General features: G+C 61.7%; 19 protein-coding genes. 12 read left to right on the top strand and 7 right to left on the bottom strand.

Features of this window, described 5'->3' with window-relative positions; genetic code table 11:
- The first annotated feature begins 12 nt into the window (after positions 1-12).
- From D6M19_RS17450 to D6M19_RS17465, 4 genes are all read left to right on the top strand, one after another.
- On the top strand, positions 13-513 hold the full coding sequence (locus tag D6M19_RS17450; RefSeq protein WP_234834906.1) for a DUF732 domain-containing protein: 501 nt from the start codon (positions 13-15) through the stop codon (positions 511-513).
- Between the two features lie 271 nt (positions 514-784).
- Positions 785-1123 (top strand): hypothetical protein, encoded by a 339-nt coding sequence (locus D6M19_RS17455; protein WP_123026501.1) that lies wholly within the window; start codon positions 785-787, stop codon positions 1121-1123.
- Positions 1124-1653: 530 nt separating this feature from the next.
- Entirely contained in the window at positions 1654-2673 is a 1020-nt protein-coding gene (locus D6M19_RS17460; protein ID WP_268812320.1) for an LLM class flavin-dependent oxidoreductase, read from the top strand.
- Between the two features lie 167 nt (positions 2674-2840).
- Complete coding sequence (locus D6M19_RS17465; RefSeq protein ID WP_123026503.1) at positions 2841-3299, top strand: nuclear transport factor 2 family protein; 459 nt, start codon at positions 2841-2843, stop codon at positions 3297-3299.
- Between the two features lie 50 nt (positions 3300-3349).
- Here D6M19_RS17465 and D6M19_RS17470 read toward each other — a convergent pair whose 3' ends face one another.
- From D6M19_RS17470 to D6M19_RS17485, 4 genes are all read right to left on the bottom strand, one after another.
- Complete coding sequence (locus D6M19_RS17470) at positions 3350-4180, bottom strand: AraC family transcriptional regulator (RefSeq protein WP_206428553.1); 831 nt, start codon at positions 4178-4180, stop codon at positions 3350-3352.
- 23 nt (positions 4181-4203) lie between these two features.
- Entirely contained in the window at positions 4204-5409 is a 1206-nt protein-coding gene (locus D6M19_RS17475) for an FAD-dependent monooxygenase (RefSeq protein WP_164478540.1), read from the bottom strand.
- 100 nt (positions 5410-5509) lie between these two features.
- Positions 5510-7312, bottom strand: a complete 1803-nt coding sequence (locus D6M19_RS17480; protein ID WP_123026505.1) for an acyl-CoA dehydrogenase — start codon at positions 7310-7312, stop codon at positions 5510-5512.
- Positions 7313-7337: 25 nt separating this feature from the next.
- Positions 7338-8069 carry an SDR family oxidoreductase gene (locus D6M19_RS17485; protein WP_123026506.1) on the bottom strand — a complete coding sequence of 244 codons (732 nt, stop codon included), beginning with the start codon at positions 8067-8069 and terminating at the stop codon, positions 7338-7340.
- Positions 8070-8299: 230 nt separating this feature from the next.
- On the opposite strand from D6M19_RS17485, the gene D6M19_RS17490 reads away from it, so the two are divergent.
- Both D6M19_RS17490 and D6M19_RS17495 read left to right on the top strand, forming a co-directional pair.
- Positions 8300-8956: a TetR/AcrR family transcriptional regulator gene (locus D6M19_RS17490; RefSeq protein ID WP_123026507.1), complete on the top strand. Its 657-nt coding sequence runs from the start codon at positions 8300-8302 to the stop codon at positions 8954-8956.
- A 99-nt stretch (positions 8957-9055) separates the two neighbouring features.
- On the top strand, positions 9056-9445 hold the full coding sequence (locus tag D6M19_RS17495) for a PPOX class F420-dependent oxidoreductase (protein ID WP_123026508.1): 390 nt from the start codon (positions 9056-9058) through the stop codon (positions 9443-9445).
- Between the two features lie 240 nt (positions 9446-9685).
- Here D6M19_RS17495 and D6M19_RS17500 read toward each other — a convergent pair whose 3' ends face one another.
- Positions 9686-10654 carry a hypothetical protein gene (locus D6M19_RS17500; RefSeq protein WP_123026509.1) on the bottom strand — a complete coding sequence of 323 codons (969 nt, stop codon included), beginning with the start codon at positions 10652-10654 and terminating at the stop codon, positions 9686-9688.
- Between the two features lie 403 nt (positions 10655-11057).
- Between D6M19_RS17500 and D6M19_RS17505 the strand changes: the two genes are divergently transcribed.
- Positions 11058-11957, top strand: a complete 900-nt coding sequence (locus D6M19_RS17505; RefSeq protein WP_123026510.1) for a LysR family transcriptional regulator ArgP — start codon at positions 11058-11060, stop codon at positions 11955-11957.
- A 249-nt stretch (positions 11958-12206) separates the two neighbouring features.
- On the opposite strand, the gene D6M19_RS17510 is transcribed toward D6M19_RS17505, so the two are convergent.
- The gene (locus D6M19_RS17510; protein ID WP_123026511.1) at positions 12207-12572 is read right to left on the bottom strand and encodes a ferredoxin reductase domain-containing protein; all 366 of its coding nucleotides are present in this window, start codon (positions 12570-12572) and stop codon (positions 12207-12209) included.
- A gap of 193 nt (positions 12573-12765) precedes the next feature.
- Between D6M19_RS17510 and D6M19_RS17515 the strand changes: the two genes are divergently transcribed.
- The 5 genes from D6M19_RS17515 to D6M19_RS17540 all read left to right on the top strand — a co-directional run bounded on the left by D6M19_RS17515 (position 12766) and on the right by D6M19_RS17540 (position 17469).
- Entirely contained in the window at positions 12766-13962 is a 1197-nt protein-coding gene (locus D6M19_RS17515) for a cytochrome P450 (RefSeq protein ID WP_123026512.1), read from the top strand.
- A 128-nt stretch (positions 13963-14090) separates the two neighbouring features.
- Positions 14091-14282: a ferredoxin gene (locus tag D6M19_RS17520; protein ID WP_123026513.1), complete on the top strand. Its 192-nt coding sequence runs from the start codon at positions 14091-14093 to the stop codon at positions 14280-14282.
- Between the two features lie 148 nt (positions 14283-14430).
- On the top strand, positions 14431-15684 hold the full coding sequence (locus tag D6M19_RS17525) for a M24 family metallopeptidase (RefSeq protein WP_123026514.1): 1254 nt from the start codon (positions 14431-14433) through the stop codon (positions 15682-15684).
- Between the two features lie 234 nt (positions 15685-15918).
- On the top strand, positions 15919-16659 hold the full coding sequence (locus D6M19_RS17535; RefSeq protein WP_206428554.1) for a dienelactone hydrolase family protein: 741 nt from the start codon (positions 15919-15921) through the stop codon (positions 16657-16659).
- Between the two features lie 111 nt (positions 16660-16770).
- Entirely contained in the window at positions 16771-17469 is a 699-nt protein-coding gene (locus D6M19_RS17540; RefSeq protein ID WP_164478541.1) for a GntR family transcriptional regulator, read from the top strand.
- A gap of 17 nt (positions 17470-17486) precedes the next feature.
- Here D6M19_RS17540 and D6M19_RS17545 read toward each other — a convergent pair whose 3' ends face one another.
- Positions 17487-17846, bottom strand: coding sequence for a nuclear transport factor 2 family protein (locus D6M19_RS17545; RefSeq protein WP_164478542.1), 360 nt, complete (start codon positions 17844-17846; stop codon positions 17487-17489).
- Positions 17847-17897 lie beyond the last annotated feature (51 nt).

Below are 17897 nucleotides of genomic sequence, written 5' to 3' on the forward strand. Positions count from 1 at the left end.
TGTGTCAACCTCATGAAGATGAACCCATCATGCACGAATTTCGTTGACCAGCAATACTTTTGTGTGCATCGAAGTGAACTCGAAGAGGTCGGCGATCAACCTAAAGCGTCCCGCTCCTCGCGGCACCGTCATAAGTTGGTGGTCATGCTGCTTCGCAGGCCGATGGCAGTTTCCATCGTTACAGCGTCTGTCATTGGCGCGTTGGCGGTGGCCCCGGCGCCGCGAGCGGTTGCGGTTCCAGGTCCGGAGATCGAGTACACCTACGACGTGATGGTGCGTCGCCACTACGACTTTCCGGGCAATGATGCGATCGGTTACGGTTTTGCGATATGCGACAAGGTCAGTCGCGGCCAGCCATACGCCAGCGTGATGAGTGACGTGAAGGCCGACGTCTTGCCAAATGACGAAGTCGCGGCCAACTATGTGGTGTCGAATGCCGTGGGAATCCTGTGCCCCGCACTGATCTGGAATTTGCGGAACTCAGCAGCGGGTTATCGCCCGCCGGCGGAGTAGCTGATTCCTACTGCTACTCAATGTCGTTGGAGGCGAGGGATCTTGGCGGCGATCCTGCACAGCTCGTTGTTGACGAAGGTGTGCAGGAGCTCAAACGTGATGTGCTCGAAACGATTCCAGTCGTCGCGGGTTCATTGCGTCGTGGAGAGTTCCTTCGTACCCGGATGAACAACGAAAGATACTTGCTTGTCTGCAGACAGGCAAGTGCGTTGCTGACACAAGCCATGCGACACTAGTCCCGACGGCCATCAGTGATCTCACGCCGGCCTGGATGACATCGACGCTGTGGGCAACCAGCGCCATCGCCGCCGATTGCGGCGTGACCAAGGTCGAGCCGCAAGTCATCGCGGAGGGCATCGGATTTCTGTCGAGTCTCTACCGGCTACATCTGACCTTGACCGGGCTCGGCCCCGCGACGTTGATCGCGAAACTCCCCGCCACGACCGACTACCTGAAGTTGGCGACTGCAATCGGAGCCTACGAGCGCGAAGTCGCGTTCTATTCGGCAGTCGGTCCGCAATGCCCAATGCGCACGCCAAGGCCTATGCGGATGACATGGCAACTGAAACAGGGGAATTCATCCTGCTGCTCGAAGATCTCGGGCACCTAGAAAACGGTGATCACCTTGCAGGTCTCGAGTTTGAGCGAGCAGAGGCGGTTATCGACGAATTGGCCCGGCTTCACGCTTGGGCGTGGAACCTGGATGCTGCACCCATGAGCGCGACCGATCGAACTGCGGTGTCATCAAGCTCTTCGGCCGAACAACGTTTGGGTGGGCTCACGGTCGGTCGGCCTCGTCTACCCAGACTGTCCCAATGTCGGTCACTGGAGGTCGCCAGCCCGTATAGGAGGAGCGTGTCACCGGTCTGGTCGATCGAATCAAGATTGTTGAGCACTAGTCATTGACGCGCAGTCAACCAGTGGGCTAGCGTGTGATTCAGCACATATCACGGCAAAGAGAGCCCGGTGCGCCGGTTCAAGTCGAGACGCCATGGAAGCAGTCCAGCGGCGCACCCGACCCATCCCATCGCGGCAACGGGTGAAAACAACACCGATGAATCCGTTTGGCGTCATTGGCATCATTCGAAACGAACCGCTACGAAATAGAAAAGGGGTCAGGTGTCCAAACTCGGTGTGACCATGCCTGGGTTGAATCAACCAATCGATGCATTTCCCAGAATGGCCAAGATGGCCGAAGATGCCGGATTCGATTCGGTATGGGATTACGAGTTCTACCGCAATCCCCTCGTCATCCACGGTATGACCGCACAGGCGACGAGTACCATCCCCCTGGGTACGGGGCTCGTCACCACCGCGGGCCGCAGTCCGTTCGTGATGGCGAACGCCGCAGCAGATGTCGATGAAGCGTCAGGCGGGCGGCTGATCCTGGGCATCAGCACTGGAGCTGCCGCATTCACCGACCTCATGAACGGCGCAGACAGCAATCGTCCGGCCGCACGGACGCGCGAGTATGTCACGCTCCTTCGCAAGATCTGGGACTGGACCGCCGGTGACGGTGTCACTGATGGCGAAACTTTCGGTGGCCAGTTCTACAAGTTCACGGCTCCAGAGATCAATCCCTTCGGCCGACGCCCGCTGGCGCGCAAGAGAATCCCCATCTACACCGCCGCGCTACGGCAGACCATGGCCCGATTGGGAGGTGAAATTTCCGACGGAGTCATCGGCTTCATGCTGCCGACCCGCTATTTGCGAGAGGTATACCTGCCCAGCGTTGCAGAAGGAGCGCACAAGGCAGGCCGCGACCTCGCCGACGTCGACGTCGACGTCGCCAGTGAGACCGTGTGTAGCGTGTCAAACGACCGGGCCGAGGCCTACCGGCGCGCTCGCCTCCAAGTCGGCATCTACATCTCACATCCGGTGTGCGCCCCCCTTGCCGAGTACATGGGCCTCGCCAAGGACCGCGAGGTGTGTCTAGAGGCGATGGCCGCTCGGGGTCCCATGGCCCTCGCGGAGGCCGTCAGCGACGAACTCGTCGACGCCTTCAGCATCACGGGAACACCGGACGAATGTCGCAGGAAACTAGAGGAATACAGTGACTGCCTGCCACACGTGCTACTGCATCCGCCCTACATGCCCGTGCTCACCCAGGAGGAGAGCGAGGACGCCTATGGCAACATCATTTCCACGTTTGGCCGCTAACCTGCCCAGGCGGGGTGAGTCGGGCATGTCCTCGCCACCGACAGGATGGCAGAGAGATCGTCGGCATGCGCGAGCACGGACAAGACGTTTTACCTCGCTGAGGGCGCCGATCACTACTACCGCGATGACAGCGGAACGCTCGACACCGTCGTCGACGGGACGTTGAAATGGATGACGTCCCGGAATCTGTTGATAGGATGAGGAATTCGATGGAATCATTGAATACGGCGGCGAGCTCCGCGCCGGTCGAAAGCAGCCCTCGCTCGACGCACGTCGTCGACAGGTTGCTCAGCGCTATGGAACGTGGCGACGTGGATGCCGTTCGTGCTTGCTATGCGCCCGATGTGTTGATCTGGCACAACTCCAACAATCACGCGGAGCGCATCGAGGAGAATCTTGAGGGCTTGGCTGCGATTCTTGCGCGATGGACCGATCTCTCATACGACGACATCCGCCGGCTCGAGATCCCGGGCGGTTTGGCTCAGCAGCACACACTGCGGGGCCGCGGCCCGGATGGAGCCGAATTCGAAGCGCACATCGCGATGTTCGTGACGCTGGGTGCTGACGGCAGGATTGTCAGGGTGGACGAATATTTGGATTCGTCGCAACTACCGCAATTCCTCTAGTAGGCAAAACTGCTGGAACACTGCGTGATACGCACTTCCAGAATCCGGAGCTATGGGGTCCAACTCGCCACGGGTGCGCCGTTTTCTGAAGAACTGAGCCGTGCGCGTCGTTGCGCAAAGAACCGGGTCGGGGATTGGCCGAGAGCCCCGCGGAACATCGCGATGAAGGCACTGGCCGTCTCGTAGCCCAGATCTCGTGCCACCGACTGAACAGACCTCCCTTGTGACAGGAGTTGAAGCGCCAACATCAGCTGGAACTGTTGGCGCCATCGACCAAAACTCATCCCCGTCTCGCGCTGGACAAGCCGGAACAACGATCGCTCACTCATGGCCACCTGTCTGGCCCACTGCCCAATGGTGCGGCGATCGGCGGGGTGCTGAAGCAGCGCCTGGGCGATGGCGCGCAGCCGCGGATCGTGAGGCATGGGCACCCGCAGATCCTCAACCGGCGCTACCGCAAGCTGATCGAGTGTCGTCCGAATCAACCGTTCCTCGGGACCGTCGGGAAGGTAGAGCGGCGGGAGTCCCGAAGCTGTGAGAATGAGTTCGCGCAGAAGAGGGGACACCGACACCGTGCAGGCAGTGTTCGGCAGCTGCGGCAGTAACTCGGGTTCGACGAAGAGCACGTAGACCTCGATGGCGCCCTCGCCGCGTGCCGAGTGTTCGAGGTCGCAGGGAATCCACAGGCCGCACTGCGGTGGCACGATCCATAGATCTCCACCGACTTCGCAGGTGAGCACGCCGCTGGCGACGAACACCAGTTCCGCCTTACGGTGCCGGTGGGTGGGGTACCGAAAGTCGTCGGAGTCGATGCTCATGCTGACGGCATTGGCATCCCGGGGCACGCGGTGCGGGTAGAGCATCAATTCCTGTGGATCCACGCGTTGAACCTCAAATACCTCGCCTAGTAGTCCTGAAGCACGATGGCGTCGGCGGCAGCTCTCAGCAACGCCCCGCCGGTGCGGTCATCTTCACCGGTCTCCATGATCTTCAAAACCTCGGCATCCCGGCACTCAATGTCCTCCCAACTGGTCGGAATTCTGAATTCCTCGGCACCGAAGACGAGTTTTTGGTTCAGTTCCGCATAGTTCCGCATAGCGCTTTCATACTTCGGAAACGCGACGGAGGGGTCACCCTGAGCGCGTTTGAGTTCCCCCGCCAGCACGTAGGCGCCGACGACGGCGACACTGGTGCCTTGACCCGCGAGCAGGGTGGGCGCGTAGCCGGCGTCACCAAGCAGGCAAACTCGGCCGTTATGCCAGGTCGGCATGTGGATCTGGGCCACCTCATCAAAGTACAGGTCATCGGCGCCGTCGAGGGCGCCCAGCAGTGGTTCGACCGCCCAGTACTCAATGTCGCCCTTCATCGCCTCTTTGATGATGGCCTTCTGTGCTTCACGATCACGCTTATCGAAATTGAACGGCGGTGAGGAGTAAATGAACATCGCTCGGGTGTGCTTGTCGAGGCCGTACTGCATGACACTGACAAGTTTGCCGGGCAGAGTGCAAATGAACCACTGTGAGTCCATGTCGAAGAGGTTCGGGATGGTAAAGATCCCGACGTAATGGCCAACCGGCTTGGTGTATTGATGCTCGGGGCCGAACACCAGCGACCGGACGTTCGAGTGCAAACCGTCCGCGCCGATCACGAGGTCGTAACGGGCGGGCGTGCTGTTGTCGAAAGTGACGTCCACGCCGTCGTCGTCCTGGACGATCGAAGCGATGCTGTCACCGAAACGGTAGGTCAGGCCGTCGACCGATTCACGTGCCGAGTGCAAGAGGCTGGTGAGGTCGTCGCGCAGAATCTCGATGTCGTCTCCTCCGGCGTTCCAGTTGCCGTCGGTCTTGAATAGCTCGTTGCCGTGCGGACCAAGGAAAGCGATCTCCCGTAGTCGGACACGCGCTTCCCGGCACGCGTCCCCGATACCCATGCGATCTGCCACGTCAGTTGCCGGACCGCGCAAATCGGTTGCGAAGCCGCCGATTCGGGGGGCCGGCGCTTGTTCGACAACCGTGGTCTCAAAGCCGTGGCGAGCCAGCCAATAACCCACACATTGACCGGCCGCACCAGCACCGGAGACCAAAACCTTCACCTTGCGTTCGTTTGCCATGAAAGCAAACCTAGGCGCCAACGCCGCTGGCGGCATCAGGCAAAATCGCCATCAAATAATCCATTCCCGCCACTTGGGCGTCGAGCGGCTCGGAATGCGCTCAAAACCATTCCGGGCGCATGTCGAGCGTGGTGGTATCCATGCTGGCGAGCAGATCGAGTTGAGCGGTCACCTTGGGCAGCTCGTGGGTGAAGAAATAGCGCGCCGCGGTGCGTTTACCGTCGTAGAAGTCGCCGCGCTGCTGGCCCACTGCAATCAACTGCTCCAGCCACATCCAGGCGATGACCGTGTGACCAACCGCCTCGAGATAGGCCGAAGAATTGGCCAGAGCCACCGTGCGGTCGTGGTGGCCTGTGAGCCGTGATGTCACCTCCAGCACGTCGTTCCAGGTGCTGTGCAACTGCTTCGCCCAGCGTGCCGTACTTTCCTCGCCGGCCTGAGCGCGTCGAATCGTGGCCAGCATTCGTGACGTCAGTACCTGCAATGCGGCGCCGTCGTCCAAGGACACCTTACGGCCCAACAGATCGATTCCTTGGATGCCATTGGTGCCTTCGTGAATCGGATTGAGGCGGTTGTCGCGGTAGTGTTGCTCCACGTCGTAATCACGGGTGTAGCCGTATCCTCCGTGCACCTGGATGGCCAAATCATTGGCGTGTAAGCACCATTGGGATGGCCAGCTCTTGGCGACGGGCGTCAAGATATCCAACAGCAATCCGGCCTCCCGCACGCCCGTCGGATCCGAACCGCTGGCCTGTTCGTCGACGAGTCGAGAACAGTACAGTCCGAGCGCTAAAGCCCCTTCGACATAGGCCTTCTGCGCCAACAGCATTCGCCGGACGTCGGCATGTTCGATGATCGCGACAGGGGCCGCGTCGCTCCCGCCGTGGTTTGGTGTGCGGCCCTGCAGGCGAGAGTGGGCATATGCGACCGACTTGAGGTAGCCGACGTAGCCCAGGGCGGTGGCCAGGAAGCCGACACCGATACGGGCCTCGTTCATCATGTGGAACATGTAGGTCAGCCCGCAGTTTTCCTCGCCGACCAGATAGCCGACGGCGCCGGGCTCAGGGGCAGGGTTGTAGCTGCCTCCACCGAACGACAACACCGTGTTTGTCGTACCGCGGTTGCCCATCTTGTGGTTGAGACCAACCAGCGCGACGTCGTTGCGCACGCGCGATTCGTCGCAGGCCGGGTCGGCGGGCAGGTACTTGGGCACGATGAACAACGAGATCGACTTGACTCCTCGGCCTCCGCCGGGCGTCTTGGCCAAGACGAGATGGACGATGTTCTCGCTAAGGTCGTGGTCTCCGCCCGAGATCCACATCTTCGTGCCGTTGATGCGATAGCTACCGTCGTCCTGGCGGGCTGCACGGGTGGTGATGTCCGCCAAGGAGGATCCCGCCTGAGGTTCCGACAGGCACATCGTGCCGAAGTGTCTTCCTTGCAGCATGGGTCGCACGTAGGACTCGAGCTGCTCGTCGGTGCCGTACGTGGCGATGAGGTGCGCGTTGGCGATGGTCAAGAACGGGTAATTCGCCGTCCCGGCGTTGGCGGCCTGAAAAAACGCCATCGCTGCGCGGGCGACGGTCGTGGGCAGCTGCATACCCCCGACGGACTCGTCGAACTCGCCGGCCATCAGACCGGAGGCTGCATAGGTGTCCAGTGCGGTCTTGATCTCGGGGATGAGTGCGACCGACCCGCCTTCAAGCATCTGAGGTTCATGGACGTCGCTCTTCTTGTTGTGCGTCGCGAAGCAGCGGGTCGCGATGTCGGTACTGAGGTCGAGCACCGCATCGAAGGTCTCGCGGGAATGTTCGGCGAATCGTTCCCGCTTGGTCAAGGACTCGATGTCAAGCCATTCGTATAAGAGAAAGTCGATGTCTCGGCGCGAAAGAAGCTCGGTCATAGTGTTTTATGTCCTATCGGCGGGATCAGATCGACAGGCCACCGTCGACCGGAAGTACGACTCCAGTGACGTAGCCGGCTTCTTCGGAGGCCAAAAAACATACTGCGGCTGCCATCTCGGCGGGATCGGCGAAACGGGGGATCGGGCCCGTGACGTCGGCAATTTGGTCGGCGGGAATGGACGCGGTCATCCGCGTCGCCGCATTGGGGGAGATGGCGTTGACCGTGACGCCGAAGTGCGCGAGTTCCTTGGCTGCGGTCTTCGTGAAGCCGACGATTCCGGCCTTGGCCGTAGCGTAATTGGCCTGGCCCCGGTTGCCGTGTAATCCGGTGTAGGAGGTGACGTTGACGATCCGGCCGTAGTGCTGCGCACGAAAGTGCGGCACGCAGGCGCGGGTCAACCGAAAGGTGCCCCCGGCGTGGACGGCTAGCACTTGGTCCCAGTCATCGTCGGTGAGCTTCCACAAGACCCTGTCGCGCAATATGCCCGCGTTGTTGATCAGGATGTCGACGCGGCCGCTGTGGTTGACGGCGGTCGAGACCACGGCGTCCGCGTCTGCGCTAAGGGTGATGTCGGCGGCGACGGCGATGGCGCCGATCTCGCTGGCCGCTTCGGTGAGCGCCTGGTGGTCGAGGTCGACCATGAACACCGTGGCACCAGCAGCGTGGAAGTGGCGCGCAATGGCAAGGCCGATGCCTCGGGCCGCGCCGGTGACGATCGCACTGCGACCGGTGAAGTCGAACGACATGTTGGGCATCGCTGTCCTTTCTCCGTCGGAGTCGGTCGCGGCGCGACCATGGGCCCCGTCCCTGGTCGCTGGCACGAAACCATGCCTGCCACCAGTTAATCCGCGGCTCGAGCCGTTGCGGTCGTCGATATCCGCCACACGACTGGAAGCCTCTGGCATATATACGCCCGCATATTTTCTATGCGATCGCATATACTGGATGACGTCGGCCGGTGTGTCAATGGGCGAAGGGGATGGTTATGAGCGAGGCGTACGGCCCGGGTGCCACAATCGAGGTCGGTCCCTCAAAAGCCGCTGCGCGGATTCGGGCGGCCGCCGTCGAGATGTTCGCCGAAAGGGGCTATGGGGCCACCTCTCTGCGCGACATCACCGCTCGTCTCGGACTCAGTCCCGGCGCGGTGTACCCGCATTACAAGACCAAGGAGTCGCTGCTCTACGCGATCAGTTTGGAGGGCCACACCGCGGCGTTGTCCGCAGTGATCACCAGGGACTCGCCCGTTGCGGTCCCCGCCGACCGACTGGAGCGCACGACGGCCGCCTACGTGGAATGGCACGCGGTCAACCACTCGATTGCACGCGTGGTGCAGTACGAATTGCGGTCGCTATCCGTGGCTCACTACCGCAAGATCGCGACAATCCGACGAAAGACCACAGTAGTCTTCACCGACATCCTCCAAAGCGGTGTCGATACAGGCGATTTCGGTATCGCAGACGTCGAAGCCGCAGCGCTGGCCATCTCGTCTTTATGTATCGACGTAAGTCGATGGTTTCCCACCCGTCACCGGCGGAATTCAACGGAGCTTGCCGCAGCCTACGTTGAACTGGTCATGCATATGGTGGCGGCGCGGACACGGCGGCGAGCCCCGAAGGTCGCGTCAAAGCCACCCCGTTGCTGAGGCTAGCTGAGGTGAGACCGGCCTTGCTGTAAGCAGGTCGACGGGGACTCTGCCATCAAGTAGGGACATCTCCAGACTCTCTGCGCCGGAAAGGATCACGTGAACACAATCCCCAAGTCTCATCGGCACCTCATCGAGGCGCCGTATGTCGCCTCGTTGAGCACCGTCAGCGCTGACGGAGCGCCGCACGTATCGGCCGTCTGGTATGTCTGTGACGGCGACACGGTAGCGATGTCGTTGACGACGGATCGGCAGAAATATAAGAACATCTTGGCCCACCCCAAAGTCAGCCTGTTCATCATCGACCCCGAAAATCCCTTTCGGACCTTGGAAATCCGCGCCGCCGCCGCCATCGAAGACGATGCCGACCTGGTGCTGTTCGATCGCATCGTGCGCCGCTATGGCCAAGACCCCGAACGCTTTCCAGCACCCAAGAAGAACCGCGTGGCGGTTCGGCTCAGGTCGATCCGAGTCGTCGCGCAGGGGTGACGGCGGTGGGATTCTTCAGCCTCAGCATGTCCTCGCCCTCGGGTCGCACCACCGGTCTTGAAATTCGAGCAGGCCGGTATTGGCGACGTAACGCGACATTATCGGCGAGCTTGACGGCAACCGATGGGTATCTCGGCGCTGAATCAATTGTGGTTTGGATGCGGCCCAAAGCCGCCCGACCGAGCTCGCAGTTTATGGCGAGCGATGTGGTGTCGCTATTCGGCTGAACGGCATCGGGAATTAGTTCGCCCGCAGGAGAATAGGCGTCCACGGGTGGTTCCCAACTTCCGCCACGCCTTGGGCGTCGACAGCTATGCCACGAAAGGACCGGTGTCCGAGCGCCCACCGGCGCTGCCTGATCTCGGCTAGCGAACGACGCCGCCAACGCGCTCCGTTCCACCCGGGCGGCGGCTCACCCCGAGGCTTTTGGATCCAATCCGGACTTAAGAACACTTCTTCGCCGTAGACCATCAGCTCAGCCACGTGCGCGTCATATTCGAGGCGCTCCGGCTGCAACTTCTCGTCGATCTTGAGCCAGAACCACTTGTAGAATTCCCGTACCGCCCCGGTGTAGCGACTAATGATCGGAAGCAGATCAATCGAATCACCCTGTTCTTCAAGGTATTTGCGAACCTGCGCGTTCAGCTTATCCCACTTCAACAGCGGCTCAACATGTAACCGAAACTGGAATTCCGCCATCGGCATCGTCTGCGAGAACTGCCACGCCGGATTCAAGTAGGGGAGGAACTTGTGCTGGGAGTAGTTGCGAAGCTCCTCAAGCAATTTCGCCTCGTCTGCTTCGAACACGGCTAGACGTTTTTCGGTGTACTCGCCGCGCTCAAACTCGGAGAGCGCCCCTTCAATTTTTGGCCAGACGTCGCGCAATACCGCCCGTTGCCCTGAGACCAGCGATTTCACCGAGGCGAGAAAGTTGGCCAGCAGCCGGGCTAGTTCGATGCCGAAAGGATCGCCCACGTCTGGGTTGAACGGCTGGCTCTGGCCGATCTCGGGGTATCGCCATATGTGGGCCTGAAGTTCCTCTGCGTTCTTGCTGAAGGCGTAGGACGTCAAGTTCAAGTCTCGCGTCATCGCGATGACCTCAAACGGTCGCATCTCCATCAACATCGCCTGGCGCTGCTTGTACTCGGCGATCCACGGGTTCGTCCAGGATGTGGCGGTCTCCTGCTCGTCGTTGGGCAGCTGATCCACGACACCAATATTGCCACCGGTGTCTGACGCCGCCCGTATCGTGGAGGTCTGCCCCCGTTAGCCATATCAATAGGCAATAGCTCAGTTGGTCGAGGGTCGCGGCTGATCCTGTAAGCGTAAGCAAGCGTTTGCCGACGCTGTCCCGTCCAGCGTGTCAGCCAGATATGGCGACGGCGCGAGAATTACCCTGAAATTCTTGTGGCCGGAGGTGAGGCCTGCACAACCGTACGGTTATAGGATCCGCCACGAAGATGAGAAAAGCGCGTCCGCCATTTCGATGAGAATTCTGCGAAACCGCAGCTAGATGGTTCGCCATCCGCCACGGAGAGTGAGAACCTACAGCTACGGCGGTAAGTTCCCAAAGCTCGTTGCGGTTTCTCATACGCGATTGCAGGGTTGGCGGATGCGCTATGAGTATGAGACGAGGCTCGATGCCGATCAGCTCACCGCTTTCGCGGCGGTAATCGAGTTTGGCAGCTTTGACGCGGCTGCCGAACGGCTTCATGTGACGCCATCGGCGGTGAGTCAGCGCATCAAGGCGTTGGAACAGCGCGTTGGCAAGGTCCTGGTTGTGCGGGAAAAGCCCTGCAGAGCGACGGAATCAGGCATTCCACTGCTGAGACTGGCAGTACAAGCGGCGATGTTGGAGTCAGAAGCGCTTGCCGAGACGCGGGGTGGTGTATCGGCTGATAAATCGAGGGTCGCGATCGCGGTCAACGCCGATTCGATGTCGACGTGGTTCACTGGCGTGCTCGGGAAGCTCCCTGAGGTGCTATTCGACATTCGGATTGAAGACCAGGACCACTCCGCACAGCTGTTGCGTGAAGGGGTGGCCATGGGGGCGGTGACTACGGAGCGCGATCCCGTGCCCGGATGCCGGGCGCAGTCGCTGGGTGTCATGCGGTATGTGCCGGTCGCGAGTGCCCACTATGTCGAGCGCTACCTGCCTCATGGGCTTACCGCGGAGGCGGCGGTAGCGCCCTCTTTGGCATGGAATCGTAACGACGCCCTACAGGACATGTTGGTGCGCAAAGCCTTTCGTCGGAATATCGCGAGACCAGTGCACTATGTGCCAACAGCGGATGGCTTCGGTGCGGCCGTTCGAGCGGGGTTGGGATGGGGCATGTATCCGGAACAGTTGGCGGGACCGGCGCTGGCGGATGGGTCGTTCGTGCGGATTTCTGATGCGCATCTTGATGTGCCGTTGTATTGGCAGTGCTGGAAGGTCAACAGTCCGATCGTCAAGACCATCACCGACACCGTGCAGTCGGCTGCCGTCTGCCTGCGTCGGCGGCGGAAGTAGCCGAGGCGTGAACAGCCTTCGCCTCGAAAATCTGTGGCGGCGCCGCTGAAGGAAGAACCACTCGCCTGCGCCGCCTAGCGTCCGCCGGCAAACTACCGGGAAGTTCTCGACCAGACCGCCCCTGAGCATTTCAGCCGCGGTGCGGTATCGGCGGTCGACGCTACCGCAAACACATGCCGATGGAACAGAGCGGCCGCCACGGTGATGACGCCGCGCATCATCGCGTTCAGCCGTCGTTGACTGCGGGCACTACTCGGAGACGGTTGCTGTCGTCGCCGAGGGCGCCCCCGACACGGTGAACTCCTCCTTGGAGATGAACTCCGGGGCGGCGAAGTATTCGACGTCGTAGAGGTCATCGCGGCGTCGACCGCCGTGATACAGGTACAGATCGGGACGAGGCGTTCGGCCAATGCGTGCTGCACGAGTGGACTTCAACAGCGCTAGGCCGGTGCCGCCGCTGGTGAGCAGGGCAGGTTCGTCTTGCTTATTCACCAGGCCGAACTGACCTAGCAGTCCACGCAGGGCGACCCGATCACCGACCTGCATCCGTTGGAAGATCCACCCGTCGGTGGCCAACCCCCCAACGGCGCGCTTGAAGTGGAACTCCAGCCGCACCTGTACACAAGGCTGCCCCGATCCGCCTCGCATCTTCGGATTTCCTGAAAACCGCTTTGATGTTGACAAATCGATTATCTGATGCAAACTTGGACGTGACTCAGATCACGGGACTGGGCGGTGACCCGTTCGCCGAGCTGGGGTCGAGATCCCATGAGCCGTCGCCGCCGCGAAGACGAAGGAAGTAGGACTAATGGACGTGACGCAGATCGACTTGTGGTCGGCAGAGAATCTCGATAACCCTTGGCCTGTCTACAAGCAACTGCGCGACGCGGCCCCGGCGGTCTATTTGGAGAAGTACGACCTATGGGCCATTGCGCGCTATGCCGACGTCCGGGCCGTGCTCAAGGACTGGCAGGGTGCGAGTTCGGAGCATGGCGTGACGGTGTGCAAGGAGCACGACGCAATCACCGTCAAGTCGATTCTGGATGAGGCGCCCCCACGCCACACCGAACTGGTCAAGATCTTCCGCGAGAATCTGTCCCCTGCTAAGTTACGCGCGGTCACGGAGGCCGTCGAGCAACGGGCCGACGCTCTCGTTGCCGAGTGCGTCGCCAAGGGTGAATTCGACGCAGTGCACGAGATCTCACGCATCTTCACCGTCGAGGTCGTTTCGGACATGATCGGAATTCCGGCCGACGAACGGGAGGGGATCCTGCGCCGCGCGTCGGCGACCTTCAACATCTTCGGACCGGACAACGACTTGTGGAAGACGCGGTTCCTGCATGACTATCAGGCGCTGGGGGAGTACATCTTCTCCAGCTTTACGCGAGAGAAGCTGGTCCCCGGCGGTTTCGGGTTCTCCGTCTATGAGGCTCTCGACCAGGGTCGCGTGACGGAGGAACACGCCCTGGGCATGATCGTGACGTATCTGGTGGCTGCTATCGATACCACCGTGAACAGCATCGGCTCGATGATTTGGAAGTTCGCGGAGAACCCCGATCAGTGGCAGCTTCTGAAGGAAAAGCCCGAGTTGGCTCGGAATGCCTTCGACGAGGGGTTGCGCATCGAGGCGGCGGCCTTTGGCATGGCGCGCGTCGTCATCGAGGATTACGACGTCGACGGCGTGACGATTCCAGCGTGGTCGAAGGTCGTGCCGATGCTGCGGTCGGCGAACCGAGACGAGCGGCGCTGGGAGAATCCGGACACATTCGACATCACCCGTGACGCCGCTGCCCACGTCGGGTTCGGCTTCGGCATACACACTTGTATCGGGCGGCCGCTGGCGCAGATGCAGGCGCAGGCGATGCTCAAGGCGATGCTCAAGCACGTCGACTCCATGGAGATGACCGGCCCAATTTCCATTGTGCCGAGCAACGTCATCCGTGGCTTGGACACGCTTCCGTTGAAGGTGGTACCCGCCCGCGTCACGGCAAGCTCGATCGCTTAGGTATCAGTCGCGGGGGCCTCAATTCGCGTCGCGGCCCCGCGACGACGACCGCGGCGGGAGGATCCCCGTGGGGATCGCCGGTCGCGAACTCGCCCGGCCACCCACTCGAAGCGAAGAGGACTGCACAGGTGAATGTTTCAGTCGACCGACAGGTATGCCAGGGCCACGGCCTCTGCGTCATCAATGCCCCCGACTCATTCGAGCTCGATGACGTCGACGGGAAGGCCTCACCGGTGTCCAGCGTGGTGCCCAGCGATCAGGAGGCCGCCGTCGCCGAAGCCGCGGAGTCCTGTCCCGAGCAGGCCATCGTGATCGAATGACCAAGCCAACCAACGGATCCGCTGAGCCGCGGGCGGCTCGCGCGTGCGACCGGGATCGGCCAATGCGACCAGCAGCGTTCGGATCCCTCGAGCACCGTCCGTTCACTGTCTGCGCCCGGTGGGCGCGAACAAAAGAGGAATAGTGGAAATGTCATCTGTAACTGAGAACCTGTCCGCCATCGCGCCGCTGAACCTGTCTTCTGCCGTGGCAGTCAACGAGCACGTCAACACGCCGATCTCGACGGACGAACTCGAGCGGCGGTGGGCGGCGGTGCGAGCGGCCATGGCTGACGCCGACATCGACGTGTTGGTGATGCAGAACAACAACGACAAGGTCGGTGGGTACGGCAAGTACTTCACGGACATCCCCGAGATCGTCGGATATCCGACGACCGTCGTCTTCCCCCGCCTCGAGGCGATGAAGGTGATCATGCATGGTCCGCTGAACTCGGTGCGCGAGCTTCCGCCCGAAGGCGACGGGCTCTTTCGCGGGGTCGACCGGGTCTATACCGATGGCGCGTTCCCGACGGCGAGCTACACCGCGCTGTCGGACCCCCGCAACGTGGTCAAGGCTCTGCAGCCCTGGACCCAAGGCACGATCGGGTTACTCGGAAAGGGGCAGATGTCCTGGGCGATGGGCGAGCACCTGCTGAGCGAGCTGTCCTCAGCGCGGTTCGTCGACGCCAGCGACATCGTCGACCCCATCAAGGCCATCAAGTCGGCGGAGGAGCAGGATCTGGTTCGCCGCTGCGCCGCCATCCAGGACGACGTCATGCGGGCGGTGTTCAAAGCCGTGCGGCCCGGCAGGCGGGGAAGCGACGTGATGGCCGAGGCGCGTTTCGTCTCCGAGGAATTGGGCGCGGAGGCCGGCGTATTCCTCTGCGGCTCGGCCCCCCCTGGAACACCTCCGCCAGTCGCGGCTCGGCATGTCCAGCACCGTGTGATCCAGGAAGGCGACATCGTCTCGGTGCTCGTCGAATGCAATGGACCCGGTGGCATGTACGCAGAGCTCGGGCGAACGTGCGTATTGGGAGACATCCCCGCTCAGCTCGAGGATGAGCTGGCATTCCTGATCTCCGCCCAGGCGTTCACCGTGGACCTGCTCCGGCCCGGCACGGCCCCGGCCGACGTATGGGAGCAGTACAACGCCTACATGCGCGAGCATGGGCGTCCTGAGGAGGATCGCCTGCACAGCCACAACCAGGGCTACGACCTCGTCGAACGGCCTCTCATCCGCCACGACGAGACGATGCCGATTGCGGCGGGCATGAACTTCGCCGCCCATCCCTGCTACATCCACGATGAGTATCTGTCATGGATCTGCGACAACTGGCTGATCGGGCCGGACGGCCCGGGCGAGCGACTGCATCGTTTCCCGCAGGAGATCACCGTGCTCCGGTGACCTTGAGCCGGGATGATAGATAATCGATTACGCATTGACACATCGATTCTCGTTGAATAGCCTGGTCCAAGTCGAGGCACGCATTGCGCGGGTTGCCTCCATCGAGGTGCGCGACGCACGACGCCTACGGTGCGACCAGGTGTTCTACGAGTGTGGTACCGAATTTCGCGCGTGCGCCGAGCAGACCGTCGGCGTCGTGCCGAGGCGCAAGAACAGCCAGCGAAAGGAATGACTATGGGCGGGAAGATGATCGAGGTGAGGACGGCCGACGGCGTCGCCGACTGCTACCTGGCGGGCCTGGAGGAGGGCGAACGCCGACCTGGTGTCTTGTTCGTCATGGATCTCTTCGGTCTGCGGCCCCACATCAAGCACATGGTCGACCGGATCGCCGACCGCGGCTTCGTCGTGCTCGCGCCGAACGTCTTCTACCGAGCTGGTCGTGCGCCAATCGTCCCGACCGATGGCTTGCAGGATCTCGCCAACTTGCAGGAGGCCTTCGACAAATTGGCGCCGGTGATGAGCGAGTTGACGACCGACCGGATGGTCGCCGACGCGGATGCCTATTTGAGCCACCTCGAAGGTATAGCGGGAAGTCCGGTGGCCATCACCGGGTATTGCATGGGCGGACGCCTGGGCTGGGAGATCGCCGCCGCCCATCCCAACCGGGTGGCCGCGCTCGGCTCCTTCCATGCCGGCGGTTTGGCCACCGACGGCGAGGACAGCCCCCACCTCTGCGCGGGCGCCCTGAAGGCCGAAATCTATTTGGGGTTCGCCGACGGCGACGAGCACATGACTCCCGAGCAGATCGCGACGGTCGAATCGGCTCTGCAAGATGCCGGAGTCAACTATCACGCCGAGGTATATGCCGGCGCTCCACACGGCTTCACCATGGCGGACATTCCCTCCTACGACGAAGATGCAGCAGAACGCCATTTCACTGAGTTGTTCGCGCTGCTCGATCGGACGGTCCGTTGACCGAGCAGCTGTGCGCAAGCGGTGGGATGAGCTGGATCGTGAGTCTGGAATCGGCGGACCATCCGCGGCCCGACGTCCTTCGCGCGTGATGAGACGTCGAATCGGGTGGCCATGAGTGTAGGCGCGAAAGACGCGGGCACGTCTCGCAGCAAAGGGACGTCTCTCGGCGAGACTGCTTACCAGGCTTTACGGCACGACATCGTGCACGGCATCCTTCTCCCGGGCACGCGCTTGCACCTCAGTGAGCGGGCGAAGGCTGAAGGGGTAAGTCTCACCATCATCCGCGAGGCGGCGGCGCGGGTTGCGTCCGAGGGCCTTCTCGACGCGACCCCTCAGCGCGGCTTCGCGGTACCGGAGCTTTCGATCGATGACCTCAGTGATCTCACTTGGATGCGCGTACACATCGAGACACTGGCTTTGCGTGAAGCGATCGTCCATGGGGATCTCACCTGGGAGTCCAACCTAGTCGCAGCACACCATGCCCTTGGGGCGACCACGATCGTCGACGACGACGGTTCCTACAGCCGCGACTGGATGAAGGTTCATGGTGAATTTCACGCCGCGCTGGCGGCCGGCTGCCCTCATCCACGCCTCTTGAACATCCGCCGCCAACTCTACGATGCCTCTGAGCTCTACCGATACTGGTCGGGTCCAGGCGATGCCAGTTCATCCCTGATCGTCCGGGAGCACAAGGACATCATGGATGCTGCCCTTGCACGCGACGCCGATACGGCTGTCGCTCGATTGGCCCAGCACTTCGAGGGTACTGCGCAGCGTCTCGCGAAGCGCGCTGCTCAGTTCGCGAAGTAGCAGGGCAGCGTGCGGCGTCAGACCCACGGCTCGGTCGAGTAGGGGCTATTCCACACGTCCGTGATCCGTCCATCCCGAACTCTGAATACTTCGATTCCGCTGATGACTCGCTGGCCGCCACCGGCACGCACGATGTTCCACACCGCCGTCACATGGGTGTCGTCCCCGTGGAGGACGCTCAGCTCGATGTGCGGCTCGTCCTTGTTCATCAATTCCACGATTCGCGCGATCTGCTCGGCATGCGACAGGGTGCGATTGTTGCCAGGATCATGCCGAGTGATTGGGTTTGCGCAGATCTCGGTGACCAACTCCACGGAGCGGCCATTCCACATGTCCCTGAAGTACAGGCTAACGGTCTCCAAGGCCGTTCTCGCCACCATGCCTCCCAAGTGGTTGCGGTGTAACAATTCTCAGTCGCGGGCTAGCTT

The organism is Mycolicibacterium stellerae, assembly GCF_003719305.1.
In the GTDB taxonomy this organism is placed as follows: Bacteria; Actinomycetota; Actinomycetes; order Mycobacteriales; family Mycobacteriaceae; genus Mycobacterium; species Mycobacterium stellerae.